Origin of the sequence: Polynucleobacter sp. (assembly GCF_040400325.1) — a bacterium.
Classification (GTDB): domain Bacteria; phylum Pseudomonadota; class Gammaproteobacteria; order Burkholderiales; family Burkholderiaceae; genus Polynucleobacter.
In genome coordinates this window covers 17550-36945 of the sequence record NZ_JBBAQK010000003.1, presented here as the reverse complement: position 1 = coordinate 36945, position 19396 = coordinate 17550, and the positions used below count along the sequence as shown (strand labels likewise).

At 42.7% G+C, this 19396-nt stretch carries 24 protein-coding genes; 12 read left to right on the top strand and 12 right to left on the bottom strand.

What is annotated here, in order from left to right:
- Positions 1-4: 4 nt before the first annotated feature.
- Together ABWP14_RS03910 and ABWP14_RS03905 are read left to right on the top strand one after the other, a co-directional pair.
- Positions 5-1357, top strand: a complete 1353-nt coding sequence (locus tag ABWP14_RS03910; protein WP_353201676.1) for a BCD family MFS transporter — start codon at positions 5-7, stop codon at positions 1355-1357.
- 50 nt (positions 1358-1407) lie between these two features.
- Entirely contained in the window at positions 1408-2610 is a 1203-nt protein-coding gene (locus ABWP14_RS03905; RefSeq protein ID WP_353201675.1) for a geranylgeranyl diphosphate reductase, read from the top strand.
- A 177-nt stretch (positions 2611-2787) separates the two neighbouring features.
- Here the strand turns inward: ABWP14_RS03905 and ABWP14_RS03900 are convergent, their stop codons facing one another.
- The 4 genes from ABWP14_RS03900 to ABWP14_RS03885 are packed head-to-tail and all read right to left on the bottom strand — an operon-like array spanning position 2788 to position 5567.
- Complete coding sequence (locus ABWP14_RS03900; RefSeq protein ID WP_353201674.1) at positions 2788-3369, bottom strand: lipocalin family protein; 582 nt, start codon at positions 3367-3369, stop codon at positions 2788-2790.
- 10 nt (positions 3370-3379) lie between these two features.
- Positions 3380-3751 (bottom strand): hypothetical protein, encoded by a 372-nt coding sequence (locus ABWP14_RS03895; protein WP_353201673.1) that lies wholly within the window; start codon positions 3749-3751, stop codon positions 3380-3382.
- A gap of 8 nt (positions 3752-3759) precedes the next feature.
- A complete protein-coding gene (locus tag ABWP14_RS03890) occupies positions 3760-4344 on the bottom strand; it encodes an NnrU family protein (protein WP_353201672.1) in 585 nt (194 codons plus the stop codon).
- 26 nt (positions 4345-4370) lie between these two features.
- Positions 4371-5567, bottom strand: a complete 1197-nt coding sequence (locus ABWP14_RS03885; protein ID WP_353201671.1) for a Coenzyme F420 hydrogenase/dehydrogenase, beta subunit C-terminal domain — start codon at positions 5565-5567, stop codon at positions 4371-4373.
- A 123-nt stretch (positions 5568-5690) separates the two neighbouring features.
- Between ABWP14_RS03885 and ABWP14_RS03880 the strand changes: the two genes are divergently transcribed.
- Positions 5691-6164, top strand: a complete 474-nt coding sequence (locus ABWP14_RS03880; protein WP_353201670.1) for a glutathione peroxidase — start codon at positions 5691-5693, stop codon at positions 6162-6164.
- A 33-nt stretch (positions 6165-6197) separates the two neighbouring features.
- On the opposite strand, the gene ABWP14_RS03875 is transcribed toward ABWP14_RS03880, so the two are convergent.
- The 5 genes from ABWP14_RS03875 to pufB form a co-directional block, all read right to left on the bottom strand.
- Entirely contained in the window at positions 6198-6353 is a 156-nt protein-coding gene (locus ABWP14_RS03875; RefSeq protein ID WP_353201669.1) for a hypothetical protein, read from the bottom strand.
- Complete coding sequence (locus tag ABWP14_RS03870; protein WP_353201668.1) at positions 6350-6532, bottom strand: hypothetical protein; 183 nt, start codon at positions 6530-6532, stop codon at positions 6350-6352. Before ABWP14_RS03870 ends, ABWP14_RS03875 begins: the two co-directional genes overlap by 4 nt.
- A 285-nt stretch (positions 6533-6817) precedes the next feature.
- On the bottom strand, positions 6818-8230 hold the full coding sequence (locus ABWP14_RS03865; RefSeq protein WP_353201667.1) for a PucC family protein: 1413 nt from the start codon (positions 8228-8230) through the stop codon (positions 6818-6820).
- 86 nt (positions 8231-8316) lie between these two features.
- Positions 8317-8520, bottom strand: coding sequence for a light-harvesting protein (locus tag ABWP14_RS03860; RefSeq protein ID WP_353201666.1), 204 nt, complete (start codon positions 8518-8520; stop codon positions 8317-8319).
- A gap of 15 nt (positions 8521-8535) precedes the next feature.
- Positions 8536-8679, bottom strand: coding sequence for a light-harvesting antenna LH1, beta subunit (gene pufB, locus ABWP14_RS03855; protein ID WP_112294365.1), 144 nt, complete (start codon positions 8677-8679; stop codon positions 8536-8538).
- A gap of 250 nt (positions 8680-8929) precedes the next feature.
- Between pufB and ABWP14_RS03850 the strand changes: the two genes are divergently transcribed.
- The 4 genes from ABWP14_RS03850 (at position 8930) to dxs (ending at position 12758) form a co-directional block, all read left to right on the top strand.
- Entirely contained in the window at positions 8930-9142 is a 213-nt protein-coding gene (locus ABWP14_RS03850; protein WP_353201665.1) for a hypothetical protein, read from the top strand.
- 37 nt (positions 9143-9179) lie between these two features.
- Complete coding sequence (locus ABWP14_RS03845) at positions 9180-9416, top strand: hypothetical protein (RefSeq protein WP_353201664.1); 237 nt, start codon at positions 9180-9182, stop codon at positions 9414-9416.
- Between the two features lie 139 nt (positions 9417-9555).
- Complete coding sequence (gene hemA / locus ABWP14_RS03840) at positions 9556-10857, top strand: glutamyl-tRNA reductase (protein WP_353201663.1); 1302 nt, start codon at positions 9556-9558, stop codon at positions 10855-10857.
- 14 nt (positions 10858-10871) lie between these two features.
- Positions 10872-12758 carry a 1-deoxy-D-xylulose-5-phosphate synthase gene (dxs, locus tag ABWP14_RS03835; protein WP_353201662.1) on the top strand — a complete coding sequence of 629 codons (1887 nt, stop codon included), beginning with the start codon at positions 10872-10874 and terminating at the stop codon, positions 12756-12758.
- Between the two features lie 247 nt (positions 12759-13005).
- On the opposite strand, the gene ABWP14_RS03830 is transcribed toward dxs, so the two are convergent.
- Positions 13006-13314, bottom strand: coding sequence for a high-potential iron-sulfur protein (locus ABWP14_RS03830; protein ID WP_353201661.1), 309 nt, complete (start codon positions 13312-13314; stop codon positions 13006-13008).
- A gap of 157 nt (positions 13315-13471) precedes the next feature.
- Here ABWP14_RS03830 and ABWP14_RS03825 point away from each other — a divergent pair, with 157 nt between their 5' ends.
- Together ABWP14_RS03825 and ABWP14_RS03820 are read left to right on the top strand one after the other, a co-directional pair.
- Positions 13472-13924 carry a TspO/MBR family protein gene (locus ABWP14_RS03825; RefSeq protein ID WP_353201660.1) on the top strand — a complete coding sequence of 151 codons (453 nt, stop codon included), beginning with the start codon at positions 13472-13474 and terminating at the stop codon, positions 13922-13924.
- A gap of 113 nt (positions 13925-14037) precedes the next feature.
- A complete protein-coding gene (locus tag ABWP14_RS03820; RefSeq protein ID WP_353201659.1) occupies positions 14038-15024 on the top strand; it encodes a hypothetical protein in 987 nt (328 codons plus the stop codon).
- A gap of 53 nt (positions 15025-15077) precedes the next feature.
- On the opposite strand, the gene ABWP14_RS03815 is transcribed toward ABWP14_RS03820, so the two are convergent.
- Complete coding sequence (locus ABWP14_RS03815) at positions 15078-15515, bottom strand: rubrerythrin family protein (RefSeq protein ID WP_173942382.1); 438 nt, start codon at positions 15513-15515, stop codon at positions 15078-15080.
- Between the two features lie 398 nt (positions 15516-15913).
- On the opposite strand from ABWP14_RS03815, the gene ABWP14_RS03810 reads away from it, so the two are divergent.
- On the top strand, positions 15914-17251 hold the full coding sequence (locus tag ABWP14_RS03810; RefSeq protein ID WP_353201658.1) for a heterodisulfide reductase-related iron-sulfur binding cluster: 1338 nt from the start codon (positions 15914-15916) through the stop codon (positions 17249-17251).
- Positions 17252-17286: 35 nt separating this feature from the next.
- Positions 17287-17871: a DUF3501 family protein gene (locus tag ABWP14_RS03805; RefSeq protein ID WP_353201657.1), complete on the top strand. Its 585-nt coding sequence runs from the start codon at positions 17287-17289 to the stop codon at positions 17869-17871.
- Between the two features lie 15 nt (positions 17872-17886).
- Here ABWP14_RS03805 and ABWP14_RS03800 read toward each other — a convergent pair whose 3' ends face one another.
- The gene (locus ABWP14_RS03800) at positions 17887-18813 is read right to left on the bottom strand and encodes a LysR substrate-binding domain-containing protein (protein WP_353201656.1); all 927 of its coding nucleotides are present in this window, start codon (positions 18811-18813) and stop codon (positions 17887-17889) included.
- Positions 18814-19003: 190 nt separating this feature from the next.
- On the opposite strand from ABWP14_RS03800, the gene ABWP14_RS03795 reads away from it, so the two are divergent.
- A partial coding sequence (locus ABWP14_RS03795; RefSeq protein WP_353201655.1) for a methyltransferase domain-containing protein occupies positions 19004-19396 on the top strand: 393 nt, incomplete at its 3' end.

Below are 19396 nucleotides of genomic sequence, written 5' to 3'. Positions count from 1 at the left end.
AACTATGAGCATTTCTGAAACCACCTATCTCACTTGGCCCCAAATTGCCAGACTAGGTTTAGTTCAGGCATCTTTGGGATCGATTGTGGTGTTAACGACCTCACTCTTAAATCGGGTGATGGTGATTGAGTTAGCTCTGCCAGCCATTTTGCCCGGTGCATTAGTAGCAATCCATTATTTTATTCAGTTAATACGTCCCCGCATGGGTTTTGGTTCAGATCAAACGCGTAGAGCCAGCCCATGGATTCGCGGAGGAATATTGGTATTGGCTAGTGGCGGTGTATTGGCGGCTGCCTCGACAATTCTTTTGAGTCATTCGGTTAGCTTAGGTATTGCATTAGCAACCATTGCCTTTTTGATGATTGGTATTGGTGTGAGTTCTAGCGGCACTGCATTGCTCGTGCTGCTAGCAAAACGAGTCGAGCCTAAGAAGAAGGCTGCCGCTGCCACTTGCGTTTGGTTGATGATGATTTTTGGGTTTGCTTTTACAGCCAGCGTCAGTGGAAAGTTCCTCACACCATTTTCATTTGAGCGTCTATTAATGGTTTCATCGACCGTATCGGTGATTGCAGTGATAGTTACATTCTTGGCGATCTGGGGCATGGAATCGCCAGTTACTAAAACTGGACAACTAACACCTAACGTAGATGAAGTTGAGTCAGAAAGCCCAAGCAAGGCCAGTTTTCGTGAAGCCTTTGCTGAGGTCTGGAAAGAAAGTAGGGTACGTTCGTTTACCTGGTTTGTCTTTGTGTCTATGTTGGCTTATAGCTCACAAGATTTGATCTTAGAACCTTTTGCAGCCGTTGCATTTGGTTTTAGCCCCGCTGAAACAACTACTTTGTCTGGTTTGCAAAACGGTGGTGTGCTCTTTGGAATGCTAGCTTTGGCTTTTATCACCAGCAAAGCTAAATCTCAGTCCTTAACGACACTAAGCAATTGGACGATTGGCGGATGTCTGGCTTCAGCTTTGGCGATGTTAGGCCTGGTTTTGTCTGGACCAATTGCCAATGTCATTTTCTTTCAGGTGGCCGTTTTCCTATTGGGCATCTTTAATGGCGCCTTTTCGATTGCTGCTATCGGGTCGATGATGCAATTTGCTAGCATCGGCACTGCACGGCGGGAGGGTGTTCGTATGGGAATTTGGGGTGCATCGCAAGCGATGGCCTTTGGTTTAGGTGGAATTATTGGAACTGGTTTAAGCGATATTGCGAGGATTATTTTGGGTGATCCAGCTTCTGCCTATGCTTTTGTCTTTTTATTAGAAGGTGTTTTATTTGTTGTGGCTGCGTACTTGTCTTATCAGACTCGTTCGCAAAAACAAACAAGTAAGATGTCGAGTCATTTAGTGGGTGTGTAGTAAATCAATCAATTAACTAAATCATTTAACTGAGTATGATGGAGATGAAAATGAGTGCCCTAGAAACTTTTGAAGTCGTTGTGGTTGGCGGTGGCCCTACTGGAGCTACAGCTGCAAGTGATCTTGCAAAGAAAGGTCGAAAAGTCCTCTTATTAGATCGCATGGGCCGCATTAAGCCTTGTGGTGGTGCTATACCCCCTCGCTTAATTAAAGATTTTGAAATCCCCGATGAGCTTCTAGTAGCCAAGGCCAATTGCGCCAGAATGATTGCGCCCTCAGATAAGGCGGTAGATATGCATATTGAGGGCGGCTTTGTAGGAATGGTCGATCGTGACAAGTTTGATGAATTCTTGCGTGTCCGTGCCGCCAATGATGGTGCTGAAAGAAGAACCGGCGTCTTTGAGAAACTGACTAGAGATCAAGATGGAGTATCAGTAGTGCACTATGTTGTGCGTGGTAAGCATGGTGCTCCTGATGAAACCGTAGCTGTTCGCGCTAAAGCAGTGATTGGTGCTGATGGTGCAAAATCAGGTGTCGGTCGTCAGGCTATTCCAGGTGCTAAGGATGTGGAGTATGTCTTCGCCTATCACGAGATCGTTAAAGTCCCTGAAAACCCACCAGCTGGATTTGATGGCTCACGCTGCGATGTTTTTTATCAGGGCGCTTTGTCCCCAGACTTTTATGGCTGGATTTTTCCTCATGGCACAACCATGAGTATCGGCACAGGCACGGCTGACAAAGGCTTTTCTTTAAGAAGTGCAGTAGAAACTCTCAAAAAACAAACTGGCCTAGAGAATGCTGAAATGCTCCGGCATGAAGGCGCGCCGCTGCCAATGAAGCCCTTAAAGAAATGGGATAACGGCAGAGACGTGGTGTTGGCTGGAGATGCTGCTGGTGTGGTAGCCCCAGCTTCGGGTGAGGGAATTTACTACGGCATGTATGGTGGCAGAGTAGCTGCTGAGGCTGTTGAGGAGCTCCTCATTACCGGCAATGGTAAGTCCTTGGCAAAAGCCCGTAAACGCTTTATGAAAGAACACGGCACGGTATTTTTAGTGCTTGGAATCATGCAGCGTTTTTGGTACACCAACGATAAACGTCGTGAGCGCTTTGTCAAAATGTGTGAAGATAAAGACGTTCAGCGCTTAACATTTGAATCGTATATGAATAAAAAACTCGTTCGCCGTGATCCTATGGCGCACTTGAAGATTTTCTTAAAAGATACCGCCCATTTATTGGGTTTTGCGAAAGTTTAAGAAGTGGTCAATCAGCAGCAGTTTTCAATTAGTCCTAAAACTGAAGGGAAGTGGAAGCATGAGAGATAACAGCGCAGTAACCTTGAAGTACAAAACTGGCAAAATGTACCTGATTGGTATCATTGCATTTTCAGTCTTAATTATCGGAATTACCTTTATGAAATTCTTATTCTCGGTTTAATTTTGTGGTGTTAGGCTCAGCTGTTGAAGGCTGAAGCCGTTATCGTTCACCAGGCGACTCAGTAGCGCCTGGTATTTGCTGGGCTCTACTGTCTTAGTGCGGGAGAGTATCCAGAGATATTTTCTCCCGGGGTCGCTCACTGCGGCTAATTGGTACTCGGGGTCTATATCGATTACCCAGTAATCACCCCAGACCATCGGCAGAAAAGATAACCAATCTGGCGCAAAGCGTACCTCCAGAATTGGGGAAGTTGAAGCACCAATTTGCCTTGCGGTACCGATTGCTTCACCTTTTCCTCCGCCCTCAAATGTGCAGCGATTAGTGACGCTCACATTGCCATCATCTTTGATCTCATAGGTCGCATTGGTATCAGCGATGCATTTTCTTTGAAACCAATTTGGAAACTTTGCAATCTCATACCAAGTGCCCTGATAGCGGGCAACATTTAATGAGGCAATTGTCTTAATAGGTGCTACTGTCTTTGGTTCTGCCTGAGTCCCTTGAGCAGATTGAGCTATAGCCCAATTTTGTGAGCAAGCAAAAATAAGCAGGCCAATAATGTAGTGGTTTTTTCTCATGATATTTGCCTTAAGATTTATTTAATTCTGCCACACAAGCGTTTGTTTGTTCACTACCATTTTTGACTTGAGTCAACTCGTTACCCATCTTATTCATTTTGAGTTGCCCAATTTGCGTATCAAAGCGCATCAGTATCTGATAAAAATCTTTTACTTCTAGCAGGTTCACCTTAATCTCTTTGCTCTGATAGAGTAGGCTTGCATCGAGAGAACCCTTAGTAATCAGTATCTGAATGGGGCTGCCATTGAGAGAGCATGACAATGTTTTACTCTGACTATCTATAGCTTCTATTTTTGGGGCTTGAGCATCACATCCCCATAAAGCTAGCGTCAACAGGAGGCTGATGAAGGCCCCCTGTGTGCGCATACGGGATGATTTCAAAAGAGTGCTCAAGAAAGCTGGGCGAGAGGAGAAACTCCAATGAGGTATTGGTGTAATCCGAATATGAAAATAATCCAAAGGATTATTCCAGAAGCAATAGTAATCACCGTCGCTTTTGTGCTGACTATAGCTTTTTCAGGAGTATGAACAGGGCGCTTTCTAGCTGAACGAAAATCTAATACAGCCCAAATTAAAAAGGCGCCAAATAAGATGAGATTGACTAGAGTGCCATTGGAGAGGAGGTGGGCTAATGCCCATACTTTGACGCCCAAAATCATGGGATGCTTGAGTTTAAGGCGAATTGCATTATTCGAAGGCGAGCTTCCTGCCAGGAAAATAAAGGCGATCAGGTTTAAGACTAGAGCAATATAGATGAGAAAACTATTGGGCTGCCATAAAACTACCGTGCTTTGCCTTGCTTGACCATAACCAATCACCATAATGATGAAGCCAATCAAAGAGATGATGGTGTACAGGCCTTTCCATTTCACTTCACCGATTCGATCAATCATGTTGTTGCGCCATGACTCAGCAAAGATTCGAGTAGAGTGGCTACCGAGAAAAATAACAAGACCGATGAGAAATAAAGCCATAGAATGCTCCAAAGGGAAAATAGGTTTTAAGGTTTATGAATTTCTTGATCGGTGGGCGTAATGCCATAGGGCTTTACTAGGGGCCAGATATGTTGGGGTACCATGGAAGCCATTTTTGCAGGCTGCTCTCTTCTCAGATGAAGCACTGTTTCAATCGCTTTCATCTCAACGCGTGTACGGGCAAATTCAAGACCACGAGGTCCCACTTTAGGCATCAACCAACCCACGATTGGCCTTAACCAGTTTGGCATTTTTCTTAAGGGAAGGCCGCCAGCAGCACGCTCTACGTTTTTCATAAAGCCAACAACGGCAGAGTGACGTTTACCAGCGGTTCCTGGTGCTGAAGTACGAACTTCGTCGCCCAATAGCCCTAATAGTTCTTCACCGCGCTCATTGCGAACAATCAGCCATTGCTCTCCCTGCCCACCCATATAACCAACAGTAATGTCCGATAGCACATTGGTGTAATCGACACAGGTACGGCAGGTGAGGGGGAAGAAGTCATTTGGCAAAGTAGAGAGAGGCAATTGAAGAAAAGGAATCTCCTTCTTTTTACCATTTTTAAAGCGGACTTCAACGTGGTAATCCGCTCTAAATTCAAGATAGTTAATCTCATCAGGCTCTGAGCTAACGAGCGACAGAAAGTGATGAAAATTTTCGGTAGTAGTGTTGCCAGAGCAGGGTGTGCCAATGACGTAAAGCTTTTCTAGTCCAAGCTCTTTCTCTAGAGCCCTTAAGGCGTATACCTGGCAAGGGATGCCAATCACAGCCATCTTTTTATAGCCTTTAGCAATCGCGGGCTCCAATAGGGAGAGAAGCGGGGCATAGCCCATTCTCATGCCACGACACTTGGCCATATCAGATGCTTTATCAATAATGATTGGCAATGGCTTCCAGCGATCATTAGGATCCTCGGTCATGGTCAAAATCGCATCGACCGCGCCAGTTTCTAATAAACGCTCACCAATACGAGTCGTAATACCAGTCCACTGTGCACCTGTGCTGGGATTTTTTAGTCCTGCGCGAAGCATCTTAGTGAATGGACCAAAATGCAACTCATCAGGACGACTCAAGTCTCTTGCTCTGCCATGGACCTGAGTTTCGAGTTCTGGATATTTTGGCTTGATAAATTGACAAGCTTCACCACAACGTTTTGGGTTATCAGTTCGAGAAATTCCACAGTCGGTGCATAAGCTCCGATAGGGTGCATCAGCAGAATTCACACGATCCTTTAGACACTATGATTATTAGGGTAAGGGAGCAAAAAGCAAAGTAAACATAATCCATTTATTATGACCTGAATATGCAATTTTTGCAGATCAATTTTATGAACATAGAGAGTAAACATGTTGCCAAATATCCCCCTAAAAAGACTTAATGGATCCCCAGAAAACTTGCAGGATTATGCTGGCAAGACACTCTTAATCGTGAATGTCGCAAGTAACTGTGGCTTTACTTCTCAGTATCGTGATTTACAAAATCTGTATACCGCAAATCAATCTAAGGGGCTGGAGATACTAGGGTTCCCATGCAATCAATTCGGCGCTCAAGAGCCCGGCTCGGCAGAGCAAATCCAAAACTTTTGTAGCACTAACTATGGTGTTACTTTTCCAATGTTCGAAAAAATTGATGTTAACGGGAATAGTACACATCCCTTGTATGTCTATTTAAAGGATCAAGCGCCCGGCGTATTAGGAACCACTGGTATTAAGTGGAACTTCACTAAATTTGTCGTCAGCAAAGATGGCCAATCTATTACACGACTTGCATCTGCAGACGGTGCAAGCGAGATGGAAGAGGTGATTGTGAAACTGCTCTAGATTAGACGCAATTTAGCAGTCATTCAGCATCCATCACTTCTTTTTCTTTTTATCTGAATCCAGCCATTCATTGACATCAGGGAAAGCTTCACTAACTTCGCCCATAAACTCACGCACCATCAGATAGAGGCCAACTACTAGAAGGCAAAAAACAAAAATTGATATAAACAGTAATGTCGTATCACTCATTTTTTACGATTCAAGAGCGCAGATAGCTTGAAATAAATTCCGAAACAGAATATTGAGGGAATCCAAATCGCAGTAAAGATGGACTGCTCACGATCCTGTACCACAAACCATAAATAAGCTGAGGTAAAGAAGGACAGCACCACCGCTAATAAGATGAAGTAATCTGATCTTTTAAACATATTCACTCCTTTGATTCATTATTAAAGTAGTCCCCAATGCCATAACCGATAGCACTCATAAGACAGCCAATGATAGCGCAGCTGACTAAGACGCGAATTCCGGAGGATAGTCCGTAGGCAAATTGCTCTAAGGAAATAAAGCTCCATAAACCGAGAATAATTAATATTAAACTAATGCAGCAAATAAAGAATCCAAGCGTAATTAAGATCTTTTCAGTAAGTCGATTTAAGGGAGTCATTGTATTAACAGTGGCCAATGGCTTGAAAGCCTAGAAGATAAATCAATCAAGCAACAGATTCTACAGGCTTTGCTGGCCAAATAAAGTTGGTCATTACAGCGATGGTAATCAATAGCAGAATGATTTCTAGTAGATAGACACCACAGTAACCCGTTGCTGGATTATTGAGGTCCGCGCCGAAATAATTTCTGGAGGCCATACCAGCCAAAATATCCCGAAATATTCCACCGACACCAATAGCAATACCTGCAGCAGTAGCCTGCACCGCTCCCCACGCACCCAATGCTAAACCACTTTGGTTTTCTGGGGCGTATCTCATAGTGGCAGTTAAGGTTCCATGACTAAATAATCCATTACCAAATCCGATGAGTACCACCCCCACAATAAAAATGAATGTGCTGCCTAAGGGTGCAGCCACAATAACCAGTATGAATGCAGGAATACCAATTTTGGCGCCATTACTGGCCATCTTAAAGGGGTCATAACCAGCACTTAATACCTTGGAGGCAATGCTAAAGCCAAACAAACAGCCAAGAGCTAAAGTAGCGGTTAATACCGTGGTGGCACTCACACTCATGTTGAGTAATTCACCGCCATAGGGCTCAAGCAAAACATCATTCATGCTAAATGCCATGGTGCCAAAACCTACTGCGACGAGGCGGCGAACAGCTTGACCACCTTTTTTAAAAGTTTCCCAAGATTCTTTAAAGTTTTGCTCTCTGGCTACCAGCGCTCTTGCGCGTGCTTCTTCGCGGCTTTCTTGCTTCCAAAGAGCGATCGTATTTAATACGATTGTGACTACAGCACAACCTTGTATCACTTGTATTAAGCGTCCAGGGCTGTACTCTTCCAATAGTTGACCAAAAATGAGGGCGCTACCAATCATGCCAATTAACAGCATCACATACATCAGACCAACAATATTCGCTTGGGATTTAGGCGGCGCAAGATCACAAGCTAAGGCAAGACCTACGGTTTGAACAGTATGAATACCGGCGCCAACAAATAAAAATGCCAGTGCAGCAGCAGCTAATCCAATCCATCCTGGCGCTTCACTGGCATTGCCTGCTCCAGCTAAAACCAGTAAAGCAAAAGGCATGATGGCTAAGCCACCAAATTGCACCATTGTTCCCATCCAAATATAGGGAACACGACGCCAACCTAGAGCAGACTTATGGGTATCCGAGCGAAAGCCAATCAGGGCTCTAATGGGAGCAAAAATAATCGGCAAGGAAACCATGATCGATACCAGTGATGCTGGTACTTGTAACTCAACAATCATCACTCGATTCAGTGTGCCCACTAATAGCACAAGGGCCATGCCAACCGATACTTGGAATAAGGACAGTCTGAGTAATCTGCCTAGTGGTAATTCAGCAGAAGCAGCATCTGCAAAAGGCAAGAAGCTAGGACCTAAATTAGCCCAAGTACTGATTAATTTTTGACCAAAACGATTCATCTAAAACTTAGTGTAAACGACGGATACGCAAAGCAAAAAATAAGACCCAGATCTTACGATCTAGGCCTCATGAGATAAGAATGAACTTATTTTTTTGCTGCGGGTGCTACAGGTGCTGTTGAAGTAGCAGCAGCTTTTGTAGATTGACCACCCTCTAAAAAGGCTTTTACCCAAGTTGTGTTGTTTAGTAATGCTAAATGAACTGAAAAAGAACCAACTGCTACAGCGCCCAAAAACAGGGGAATGCCAACTGTTGGTCTAACCACTGTCCACATTTTTCCGTAGATCATCTCAATCTCCTGTAATTATTTCAACCAAGGTGAATAGATATAAGCAAGCAAGTGGGCGAGTGCTGCAATCATCCCAAAAAATTGCGTCCCTTGAATGAGGTTGCGATGTAACTCTTCTGCTTCCTCAACACTCAGACCTGTAAGAGTGTTATTTGTCATAGTTTTCATCCTCTCAAATCTAACTGCGTCGTGCTAACCCACACGAGGGTACTAAATTTACCTTCTTAATCACAAGGTAAATTTAGTACGAATATGTAAAAAAATCTATACAGTTTTATAAGGAATTTCCCTTATAAGTCAATATATTGCAATGCAAAATACTTATCCGTAACAGTGATTTTTTTGTACTTTATTAGGGCATACGAGATATAAAATGGTTTCTATCCAATAACTGATTTTAGGGTGTCAATTGACTCAATCTGGCGAGCGCTTTAGCACCATAAAAATATTACTGGAGATAGCCATTGCTGCAGGTGGGTTTGCTATTGGCCTTTTATTTGCCAGACAGTTGGATTTAGGAATTGTTCCTGGTGTGTTTATGGGTCTGATGGGTGCTATCTTCGCCTTTATTCTTGCTCAGGGTCTTACCACCTTCATTTTTCGTATACTGAGAAGAGATTAATCAGGGCCCCAGCCCCTTTAGGTAATAAGGATAGGAAATGAATAAGCAAGTTGAATCGACCCCAGTTGATGCCAAATTTAAAAGAACCATGCTCTGGCTCAAATTTGCCATTGTCGTCTTTCCTATAGCCTTAGTTGGCCAGGTCTGGATTCTGTATCAAGAGTATTCATTGACCAATTTATTTTTCGTAGTGATTACAGCCTTTGCCTTGTATTCCACGATCAATTCATACAAGAAATTTAAAGCCTACGAGGCTGCTGCTAAAAATCAGTAATCAGTCGATATCAGGGTTTTCCCTAATTAAGGAAACTGAAATAGGTGTCAATCTTGATTGACATATTGCTCATCAAGATGAAGAATCGTTTTCATGGTTTTTTTAGTTCCACTTCAAGCGATTTTTAGCAGCCTCTAGCATGCAAATACTCAATCTTGGTGTGAATCATCACACAGCTCCAATTGATATTCGAGAGAGCGTTGCTATTTCTCCTGAGGATTTACAGGATTCATTATTGGATCTACGTAATTATTTAAGGGGTACACATTCTGAGTTAATGCCAGAGGTGGCCATTTTATCTACTTGTAATCGCATGGAGATTTACTGCGCCGCTAATGATGTGACTAATCCAAGCCATCATTTAGAAGAGCGTGCTTTTGATTGGCTCACATCTCAAAAGCGTTTGCATGGCGATGAATTAAAGCCTTACATCTATTCTGCAAAAGAGGCTGATGCTATCAAGCATGTATTTAGAGTAAGTTGTGGAATGGATTCAATGGTGTTGGGGGAGACCCAAATACTGGGTCAAATGAAAAAGGCTGTTGAATTAGCCACCCAAGCCGGTACCTTGGGAACATATCTAAAGCCTTTATTCAATAAAACCTTTTCTGTTGCCAAGGCAGTCCGAGCAACAACGGATATTGGTAAGCATTCAGTTTCAATGGCTGGAGCCTCAGTACGTTTAGCCGAGAGAATCTTCGGCGATCTCAGTGACTCAAAAATTTTGTTTATTGGTGCAGGCGAAATGATTCAGTTATGTGCTTCGCACTTCGCTGGTAAAAAGCCCAAAGAGATTGCCATTAGCAACCGCACGGTTGATCGTGGTGATGAGATGGCAAAAGTTTTTGCTGAGAAGGGCCTAAAAACAGATTCATTTCCTTTGCAATCCTTACCAACCCGCATGCATGATTTTGATGTAATCGTTTCATGTACTGCAAGTGCATTACCAATCATTGGTATGGGGATGATTAAAACAGCTTTGAAGGCCAGAAATAGCAGGCCTATTGTATTGATCGATTTGGCTGTACCGCGTGATATCGAGCCAGAGATTCGATCTCTCAAAGATGCTTACCTGTACTCAGTTGATGATTTGGGTAGCATTGTTAATGAGGGCCGTAATAGTCGTGAGCTTTCTATGGCAGACGCTGAGTTAATTATCGATAAAGGCGTTAGTGAATTTTTTCAGACACTTCAAAAAAGAACATTAGTTCCAATCATTCAATCTCTACAAACTACTGCAGAGCGACTGAAAGAAATTGAATTGGAAAAGGCAGTGCGTCGTATTAAAAGGGGCGAAGATCCGGTTGAGGTTTTATCGATCATGGCAGATGCTCTAGCCAGTAAATTTATGCATGCGCCGATTAATGCATTGCAAAATTCACCTAATAATGAAATTGAAGATTTCAAGCGAATTCTCTATAGTATTTATTCTCCAAAATAATTACGGCGTTAAATATGCTCCAGGCTACTAAAGTACTTCATACAATTAACTCTTCACAAGAGTTAAAGCAACTTGAGCAGACTCAGCTTCCGCAACTAGTCGACGAATTACGTGAATTTATTCTTCAATCTGTCGCAAGCACTGGTGGGCACCTATCCTCTAATCTGGGAACAGTTGAACTAGCCATTGCATTGCATTATGTGTTTGATACTCCTGAAGATCGAATTGTTTGGGATGTAGGTCATCAAAGTTATGCCCATAAAATTTTGACTGGGCGTAGAGAGATGATGCCTAGTCTGCGTCAGTTTGGCGGCTTATCTGGATTTCCAAAGCGCTCTGAAAGTCAATACGATGCTTTTGGTACTGCGCATTCCTCCACTAGTATTTCAGCGGCCCTGGGAATGGCGGTAGCAAGCAAAGTCAAAGGTGAAAAACGGAATGTTATTGCAGTGATTGGTGATGGCTCAATGAGTGCTGGTATGGCCTATGAGGGTTTAAATAATGCTGGGGTTGATAAATCAATCCCCTTAATTGTTATTTTGAACGATAACGAAATGTCGATATCGCCTGCTGTGGGGGCCCTTAATCGATATTTAGCAAAGCTAATTAGTGGTTCAATTTATGGAGCCACCAAAAAAGGTTTGGACAAGATGCTTTCCTTTACTCCTCCTTTGAGAGAGTTTGCAAAAAGACTTGAAGGTCACGCTAAAGGAATGATTGGTCCTGCTACGATTTTCGAAGAATTTGGTTTTGACTATTACGGCCCAATCGATGGTCATAATCTTGATGATCTGATTATTACGCTGACAAATCTGAAAAAAATTGCTCAGACTGATGGCCCACAGTTTTTACACATCGTTACAAAAAAGGGAAAGGGATATGAGAAGGCAGAGTTAAATCCAATTGCTTACCATGGCCCTTCAAAATTTAATCCCAGTGAGGGCCTTAAGCCTTCTGCGCCAGGTAAAAAAACCTATACCGAAGTCTTTGGCGAATGGATTTGCGATATGGCCAAGCAAGATGAGCGTCTGATTGGCATTACGCCAGCAATGCGCGAGGGTTCTGGCTTAGTTGAGTTTGAGAAACATTTCCCAAAACGTTACTTTGATGTCGGAATTGCTGAGCAGCACGCGCTTACTTTTGCAGCTGGTATTGCTTGTGAGGGTCTAAAGCCAGTAGTAGCGATTTACTCCACCTTTTTACAAAGGGGTTATGACCAGCTGATACATGACGTCACTTTGCAGAACCTTCCGATTGTCTTTGCCATAGACCGAGCAGGTATGGTTGGTGCTGATGGACCGACCCATGCAGGTGTATTTGATATACCTTTTCTGAGATGCTTGCCTAATGTAGTCTTAATGACACCATCCAATCAAGAAGATTGTCGCAACATGCTAACAACTGCTTTTAGTTTGAACGGCCCTTCAGTAGTTCGTTATCCCCGTGGTTCTGGAGTTGGTCCAGAGGCAACTACGAAACTCGAAACGATTGCCGTTGGAAAAGGCTTGATTGTTCGCAAGTTAAAAAATGCAGGATCTGCTGAACAAAAGATTGCTTTTATTTGCTTCGGCCCATTACTCTACAACGCACTGCAGGCCGCAGAGGAGCTCGATGCTACTGTCGCCGATATGCGCTTTGCGAAGCCTTTAGATGAGCAATTACTTTTAGACTTGGTGCAAAGTCATGATGCTTTGGTCTTTATTGAAGATAGCGCTATTCAAGGTGGAGCTGGAAGTGCCTGTTTAGAAGCACTATCAAGAAATAAAATTCAGATTCCAACTCTACAAATTGGTTTACCCGATGAGTACGTCGAGCATGGCGATATCAATCTACTCTTAGATTTATATGGGCTATCCCCAGCAAAAATCCTGATCAAAGTGCGGGAGCATTTTGAAATATAACAATTTCATTTATGTTTAACAAAGAAAAAAAACATACAAAAAATTTATCAAAAGAAAAAAAGTGGGAATATATTGGTAAACCTGTGCTTATTATTTTTGGCACTCTGAATATTTTTATTCTAGTATTTTTCTTCATCTACTATTACGCTTAGGTGTCGGGCTTTAAGAGTCTCTTACAGTACTGGTATTCGTAAAATAACAAAAGCCACCTCAGTAGCCTTTGTTATTCTAGCGATGCTTTGAAGGATTATGATTTTTTGGTGTACCCAGAGCACCAGCCATTGCTAGGTACATGTTTTCCGGGAAATAGGCCGCAAGGTCCATCAGCTGATCCTGCGGCGCCTTGATAAAGCACGCATGATCCGCATTTTTGGCCTGCGGCGTATTGCGGATATTTTGCTTTATTAGCTTTAGATGCATCACTGACAAAACCCAAGGCAGCTGCCTCTGGATCTGATGGAGAGACCATCGTTTGAGCTTGCACTTTGCTATTGAGTAACAAAGCAGTAGCTCCTGTTGTAGAAAGAATGATAAATTGCCGACGACTATGTTTCATGGGTATTCCCGAGTGTGATGGTTTGGATAATGTCGGGATTCTATTACAATTAAATGTTTTTAGATGACATACTGATTACTACCCATTAATCTTTTTATTAACGAACCTTTTTTGAGTCAAGGGCCAATTAAAATCTATGCTAAATAAGAAAATGATCATGCCATTTGTCTGGGGTATAACGGTGGCAATTTTGGGCGGCTTGGCAACTGATTTAGGTCCATGGTATCAAGCCTTAAAAGAGCCCTTTTGGAAGCCACCTGATGCAGCATTCGGCCCCATCTGGTCTACCATTTTTATTTTGTCTGGTATGGCTTGGTATGGTGCAAAGCACTTTACTTCAGATCCTAAGGTTCTTAGCCGTTTAACTATTTTATTTTGGCTAAACGGTTTTCTAAATTTACTGTGGAGTATTTTATATTTTCGTTTTCAAAGACCAGATTGGTCTTTATATGAAGCAGTATTTTTGTGGCTTTCAGTGCTGGCCATCTTGCTGACGATACGAAAACTATCTACTAGATACAGCTTATACATGTTGCCGTATTTAATTTGGGTCACTATCGCTATTGCTTTAAATTGGGATACTGTTCGACTTAATGGACCATTCACTTAGCCAGTTGATATTATTGCCATCTTTATTTCCATCAATCATTTATGAAGAATATGCAAAGCAGTGTTGGCAGTAAAAATGTTTGTTTTCCCTTGCCTAGGCCTATATCAGAGGCAATGATGAGAGGGCTCATCGGCTTAATGGATGTTGACGGTGGACCTACACCTGAGCAGAGTCGCTTATTTAATGCTCTGGCCAATCATGTCTTGGGTATCGACATGGGTTCCATGCCAAAGAGTCTAGCGCTTTCGCCCTTAGAACTTGCTGTGCATCTGCCAGATGCAAACTATCAGCGAATCTTTATGCAAATTGCGATTGTTTTAGATTTGTGCCGTCATCCAAAAAATGAGATGCAATTTCGTCGTGTTGAGGAATACGCTGCAGCACTCAAATTTAATGGAGTCGAGCTTACGATTTTAAGAGATTTTGCCCACCTGTCGGCAACTGATGCATCATCTGATTTCTTCCGTTTTTATGGCCAGTACACAGTCGATCTCTCTGAGTACAATGCTCAATTTCCTCCCGGTGACCCGCGTGAACTTGACGATCAGTTTTTTGATCGTATTACTGAATTCGCGCATATGCCTTATGGAAGTTTAGGATGGGCATTCACTAATTTCTATGCTCGATGTAAGTTAGCAGTACCGGGACGCGATTCTCCAAATCCTAGTTACTATGTCAGTCATGATATGGGTCACGTGATCTCAGGTTATGAAGCTACTGGACCAGGAGAGCTTGCTCTTGGAGCCATTAAGCTTGGTCTTGACGGTAGTGATGCTAACTGGATGGCATCACTGGCTAATTTATTAATTCATGAGGTTGGCTTATTTACACATGGTACCAACACTCAATTTATACCCTACGGGAGTGGAGGGGATCCGTATTACAAAGCTGGCGTAAGAGATGCAATGGATATGCCAGGAGCTGCAGATCTTTTTGCTGAAGCATTACAACGTGGTGCAGCATGTGGTGGAGATTTTACAAAATTAGATCATCTTGCTATCGCCCACATGCCCTTGATAGAAATAAGGCGAGAGTTAAAAATTCCGCCACTGAGTAAATCAATGTATGACGATAAAGAATTTTGGCCTACTTCGTATTAAAAAAATTGAGACAAAAAAAAGCCACCCGAGGGTGGCTTTTATGCTTCTACTAATTAAACGTTTGCCAAATGCGCTTCTAAAGTTTTGGTGAACTTATTAGCGTGGCTACGCTCAGCCTTTGCCAGTGTTTCAAACCAATCAGCGATTTCGTCAAAGCCTTCGTCGCGAGCTGTCTTAGCCATACCTGGGTACATATCAGTGTACTCATGTGTTTCTCCAGCGATCGCTGCTTGCAATGCTTCAGCAACGGTCTTTGCAGGCATACCAGTACCTGGCTCACCTGCACCGCCTTCGATCAAATACTCCATGTGACCATGGGCATGACCTGTTTCGCCTTCAGCAGTTGAGCGGAATACTGCTGCAACATCGTTTGCACCAGCGATATCAGCCTGGTTCGCGAAATACAAATAGCGACGATTCGCTTGTGATTCACCAGCAAATGCCTCTTTCAAAGACTGTTCAGTCTTTGATCCTTTTACAGTTTTAGCCATAATTGACTCCTAAAAATAGTTAGTTAAAATCGGTGATAAAGCAGGTTTTTTAAACCTTTAGACGTTCACCTGAGATCAATTATGAACAAATCTATGGGTTTGAATAATCATATTTTTGTATTGGCTTGATAGTTAAAAACAACTGATATAGAAATTTCAATTAATAAAATATAAGACCAGAACCTATCTAAAGATGTTTTAGAGGCTATATCATCGAATCAAGCCTTGATTTGATGATTTATGGGTATTCGAAGTATTTTATTGTCCCAAAGTAGCCATGTATTTAGTTATTTACTATTGATATTGTTAATTAATACAATTTTACTATCGATTCTTTGGGCCATAAACTAGCTTCATCTAGTGGCATGGCCCATGCACAAAAATACAAGAGAATGAATATGACAATCAGTGAAGGCAGTTTAGAGGCTCCAACAAGGCATCCCTTGGATTGGAAAAATCCTCAGTTTTACGACAAGGCTAATTTAGAGGCTGAAATGGAGCGGGTATTTGACCTTTGCCATAGCTGCCGTCGTTGCGTGAGTCTTTGCGGATCATTTCCTACTCTTTTTGATTTGGTTGATGCTACCGAAGATCTTGAGATCGAGCAGGTTGATAAAGCTGACTATCAGAAGGTGGTTGATCAGTGCTACCTATGTGATGTTTGCTATATGACAAAGTGTCCTTATGTACCACCACACCCATGGAATATTGATTTTCCTCATTTGATGTTGCGCGCTAAGGCTGTGAACTTTAAAGACGATAAAGCGAGTTTCCGCGACAAGCTACTTTCTTCAACCGATCAGATGGGGCACTTCGCTGGCATTCCGATTGTTACCCAAACAGTTAATGCAGTGAATAGCACTGGACTTGCTCGTTTAATGCTGGAGGGAGCTTTAGGCGTTGACAAGAATGCTTGGATTCCAGAATATGCGCCAAAGACTTTCCCACAACTTGCCAAAAAATCTGCAGACCTCCCAGTGATTGATGGTGCTAAAACGCCTGGAAAAGTAGTGATATACGCCACCTGCTATATCAATTACAACGAACCTGGTATCGGTCAGGATCTCATCAAGATTCTTGCACACAATGCTATTCCTTATGAGCTGGTTGACAAGGAAGCATGTTGTGGAATGCCGAAATTAGAGTTAGGTGATTTAGAGTCAGTTGCCCAAAATAAAGAAAAAAATATTCCTAAGTTGGCTAAGTTTGCACGTGAGGGCTATGCTATTTTGACGCCCATTCCTTCCTGTACATTGATGTTCAAGCAAGAGTTGCCACTCATGTTCCCAGAGTGCGCCGATACACAATTAGTTAAAGATGCTATGTGGGACCCATTTGAATACTTTATGGCACGTAATTCTGATGGGCTGTTGAAAAAAGATTTCAGCAAAGAATTAGGGCAGGTTAGCTATCACATGGCTTGTCACTCACGGGTACAAAACGTTGGTCAAAAGACTGCTGAAACTCTAAAGCTTATTCCTGGTACTGAAGTGAATGTGGTCGAGCGTTGTTCTGGCCATTCTGGTACTTGGGGTGTAAAGAAAGAATTTCATGAAATGGCCATGAAAATTGGTAAGCCTGTCTTCAACAGGATGGCCGAGGAAGAGCCAAATTACATCAGTTCAGATTGTCAGCTTGCTGGCCATCATATTGAGCAAGGCATGGAAGAGTTGGGATTGCCAAAATCAGAAATGGCTCACCCGCTGACTCTGCTTGCTAAGGCATATGGTCTGTAAGTAAAACAATATAAACACAAAGGAAATATAAAAGTATGGCAACTATTACACGCGATAGTCTTTTAAGTCTTGAGGCTTATCACAAAGAGCGTCCTGCTTTTCGTGATCAAGCGATCAAAGAGCGACGTTTACGCACTGTCCATCTTGGTGATCATCTCACCATGATTTTTGAGAATGAATTTTTAATGCGCTATCAGATACAGGAAATGTTACGTGTAGAAAAGACATTTGAAGAGGAGGGTATCCAAGACGAGTTAAATGCTTATAACCCTCTAGTACCAAGTGGATCTGACTTCAAGGCGACGATGATGATTGAGTACCCTAATGAGGCAGACCGTAAAGTAGCGCTCGCTAAATTAGTGGGTGTTGAGCACCAGATATTTATTGAGGTAGAAGGTCAGCCACGTGTTTATGCGCTTGCTGATGAGGATTTAGAGCGTTCTACGGCAGAAAAAACATCTGCAGTACATTTCATGCGATTTGATCTTACTGGCGATATGAAAAAAGCTCTAAAGGCTGGAGCTCAAATGATGGTGGGTTGTGATCATAAAGACTATCCAATGCATGTCGAATCGCTTCCATCTGAAACCTTAGCTTCGCTGGTATCTGACTTAAGCTAATTTGCAATATTTGTTTCAGGTATAGATGACCCCGGGTAGAGCGCATTGACGAATGACTTCTGCCAATTTGGTCATTGCAGCTGATCGCGGAAAATTTTTACGCCAAGCTAGACAAACTCGTCTGGTTGGAATGGGGTCCTCAAAAGGAATGTACCGTATCAACTGATCTGGGGTTACCACATTAGTAGCAGAAGTTCGTGGCATGACTGATATTCCTATGCCACTTGCTACCATTTGGCGGATGGTCTCGAGAGAGGACCCTTCGAAACTGCGTTGCTCGCCAATCGTTGAGCCTGAGCCTAAGCGGCTTAATTCTGGACATACACCCAAGACATGATCTCGAAAACAATGTCCGCTTCCAAGCAATAGGGTATTTTGTTCTTTAAGCTCTCGATGCGGTATTGATTTGCGCTCTTCCCAGGGGTGCCCCTTTGGAATTGCTACTAAGAAAGGTTCATCATATAAATCAATCTGGTTAAGCCCGGTGCTTGCATAAGGCTCTGCTATTACTACGCAGTCTAGAGCGCCCTGGCGCAACATCTCTAGTAGGCGAACGGTAAAGTTTTCTTCTAAAAAAAGAGGGACATTTGGCAGTTGTTCTCTTGCCACCCTAACTAAGCTGGGTAGTAAATAGGGAGCAATCGTATAAATAGCACCTAGTCTTAATGGGCCTGATAGTGGATCTTGCCCATGCTTGGCAAGATGCTTTAAGGAATTTGCCTCTTCAAGAACTCTTTGAGCTTGTTCCACAATCAGGGCGCCTAAACTAGTCATGGCCACCTCAGTATTGGTTCTCTCAAAAATTTGTGTCTTGAGCTCTTCCTCCAATTTGCGAATCGCAACGGACAGAGTTGGTTGAGAAACAAAACAAGCATCTGCCGCTCGTCCAAAATGACGTTCTCGAGCAACAGCGACGATATAGCGTAATTCTGTAAGTGTCATATGAAAGATATTATGAGGCCCTTAGGGATTCTATGCAGGAATCACTGATATGGGAGGATTTATCTACCCCAGCCAGTGTCGGGTCCTTGGTTCAGGTTTTCTGAGTCTTTAAACATATTTCCTACGATTTAATTTATGATTGACGCATTCTTCATATCGCACAATCTACTTTCTCCTTCAGCTAATACACATGATTAAAAAACTTACTTTTCTTTTGACTTTTTTTGCTTTTAGCAATGCCTTTTCCCAAAGTTCATCTGATCTTGGCGATGATAAGTACAGACCTAATATGGGACAAAGTGGTAAGGATGTGATCTGGATTCCAACAGGTAATGAGCTGGTCAATAAGATGCTCAAAATTGCCAATGTTGGCCCCTCTGATCTCTTATATGATTTAGGCGCTGGCGATGGAAAGATTGCGATTGCCGCTGCAAAAGATTTTGGAGCGCGAGCTGTCGGGATCGAATTCAATCCGGATATGGCAGCCCTTGGTCAAAGAAATGCAGAACGGGCAGGGGTTGCAAATAAAGTCAAAATTATTCAGGGTGATATCTTTAAAGAGGATTTTTCCAAGGCAACTGTT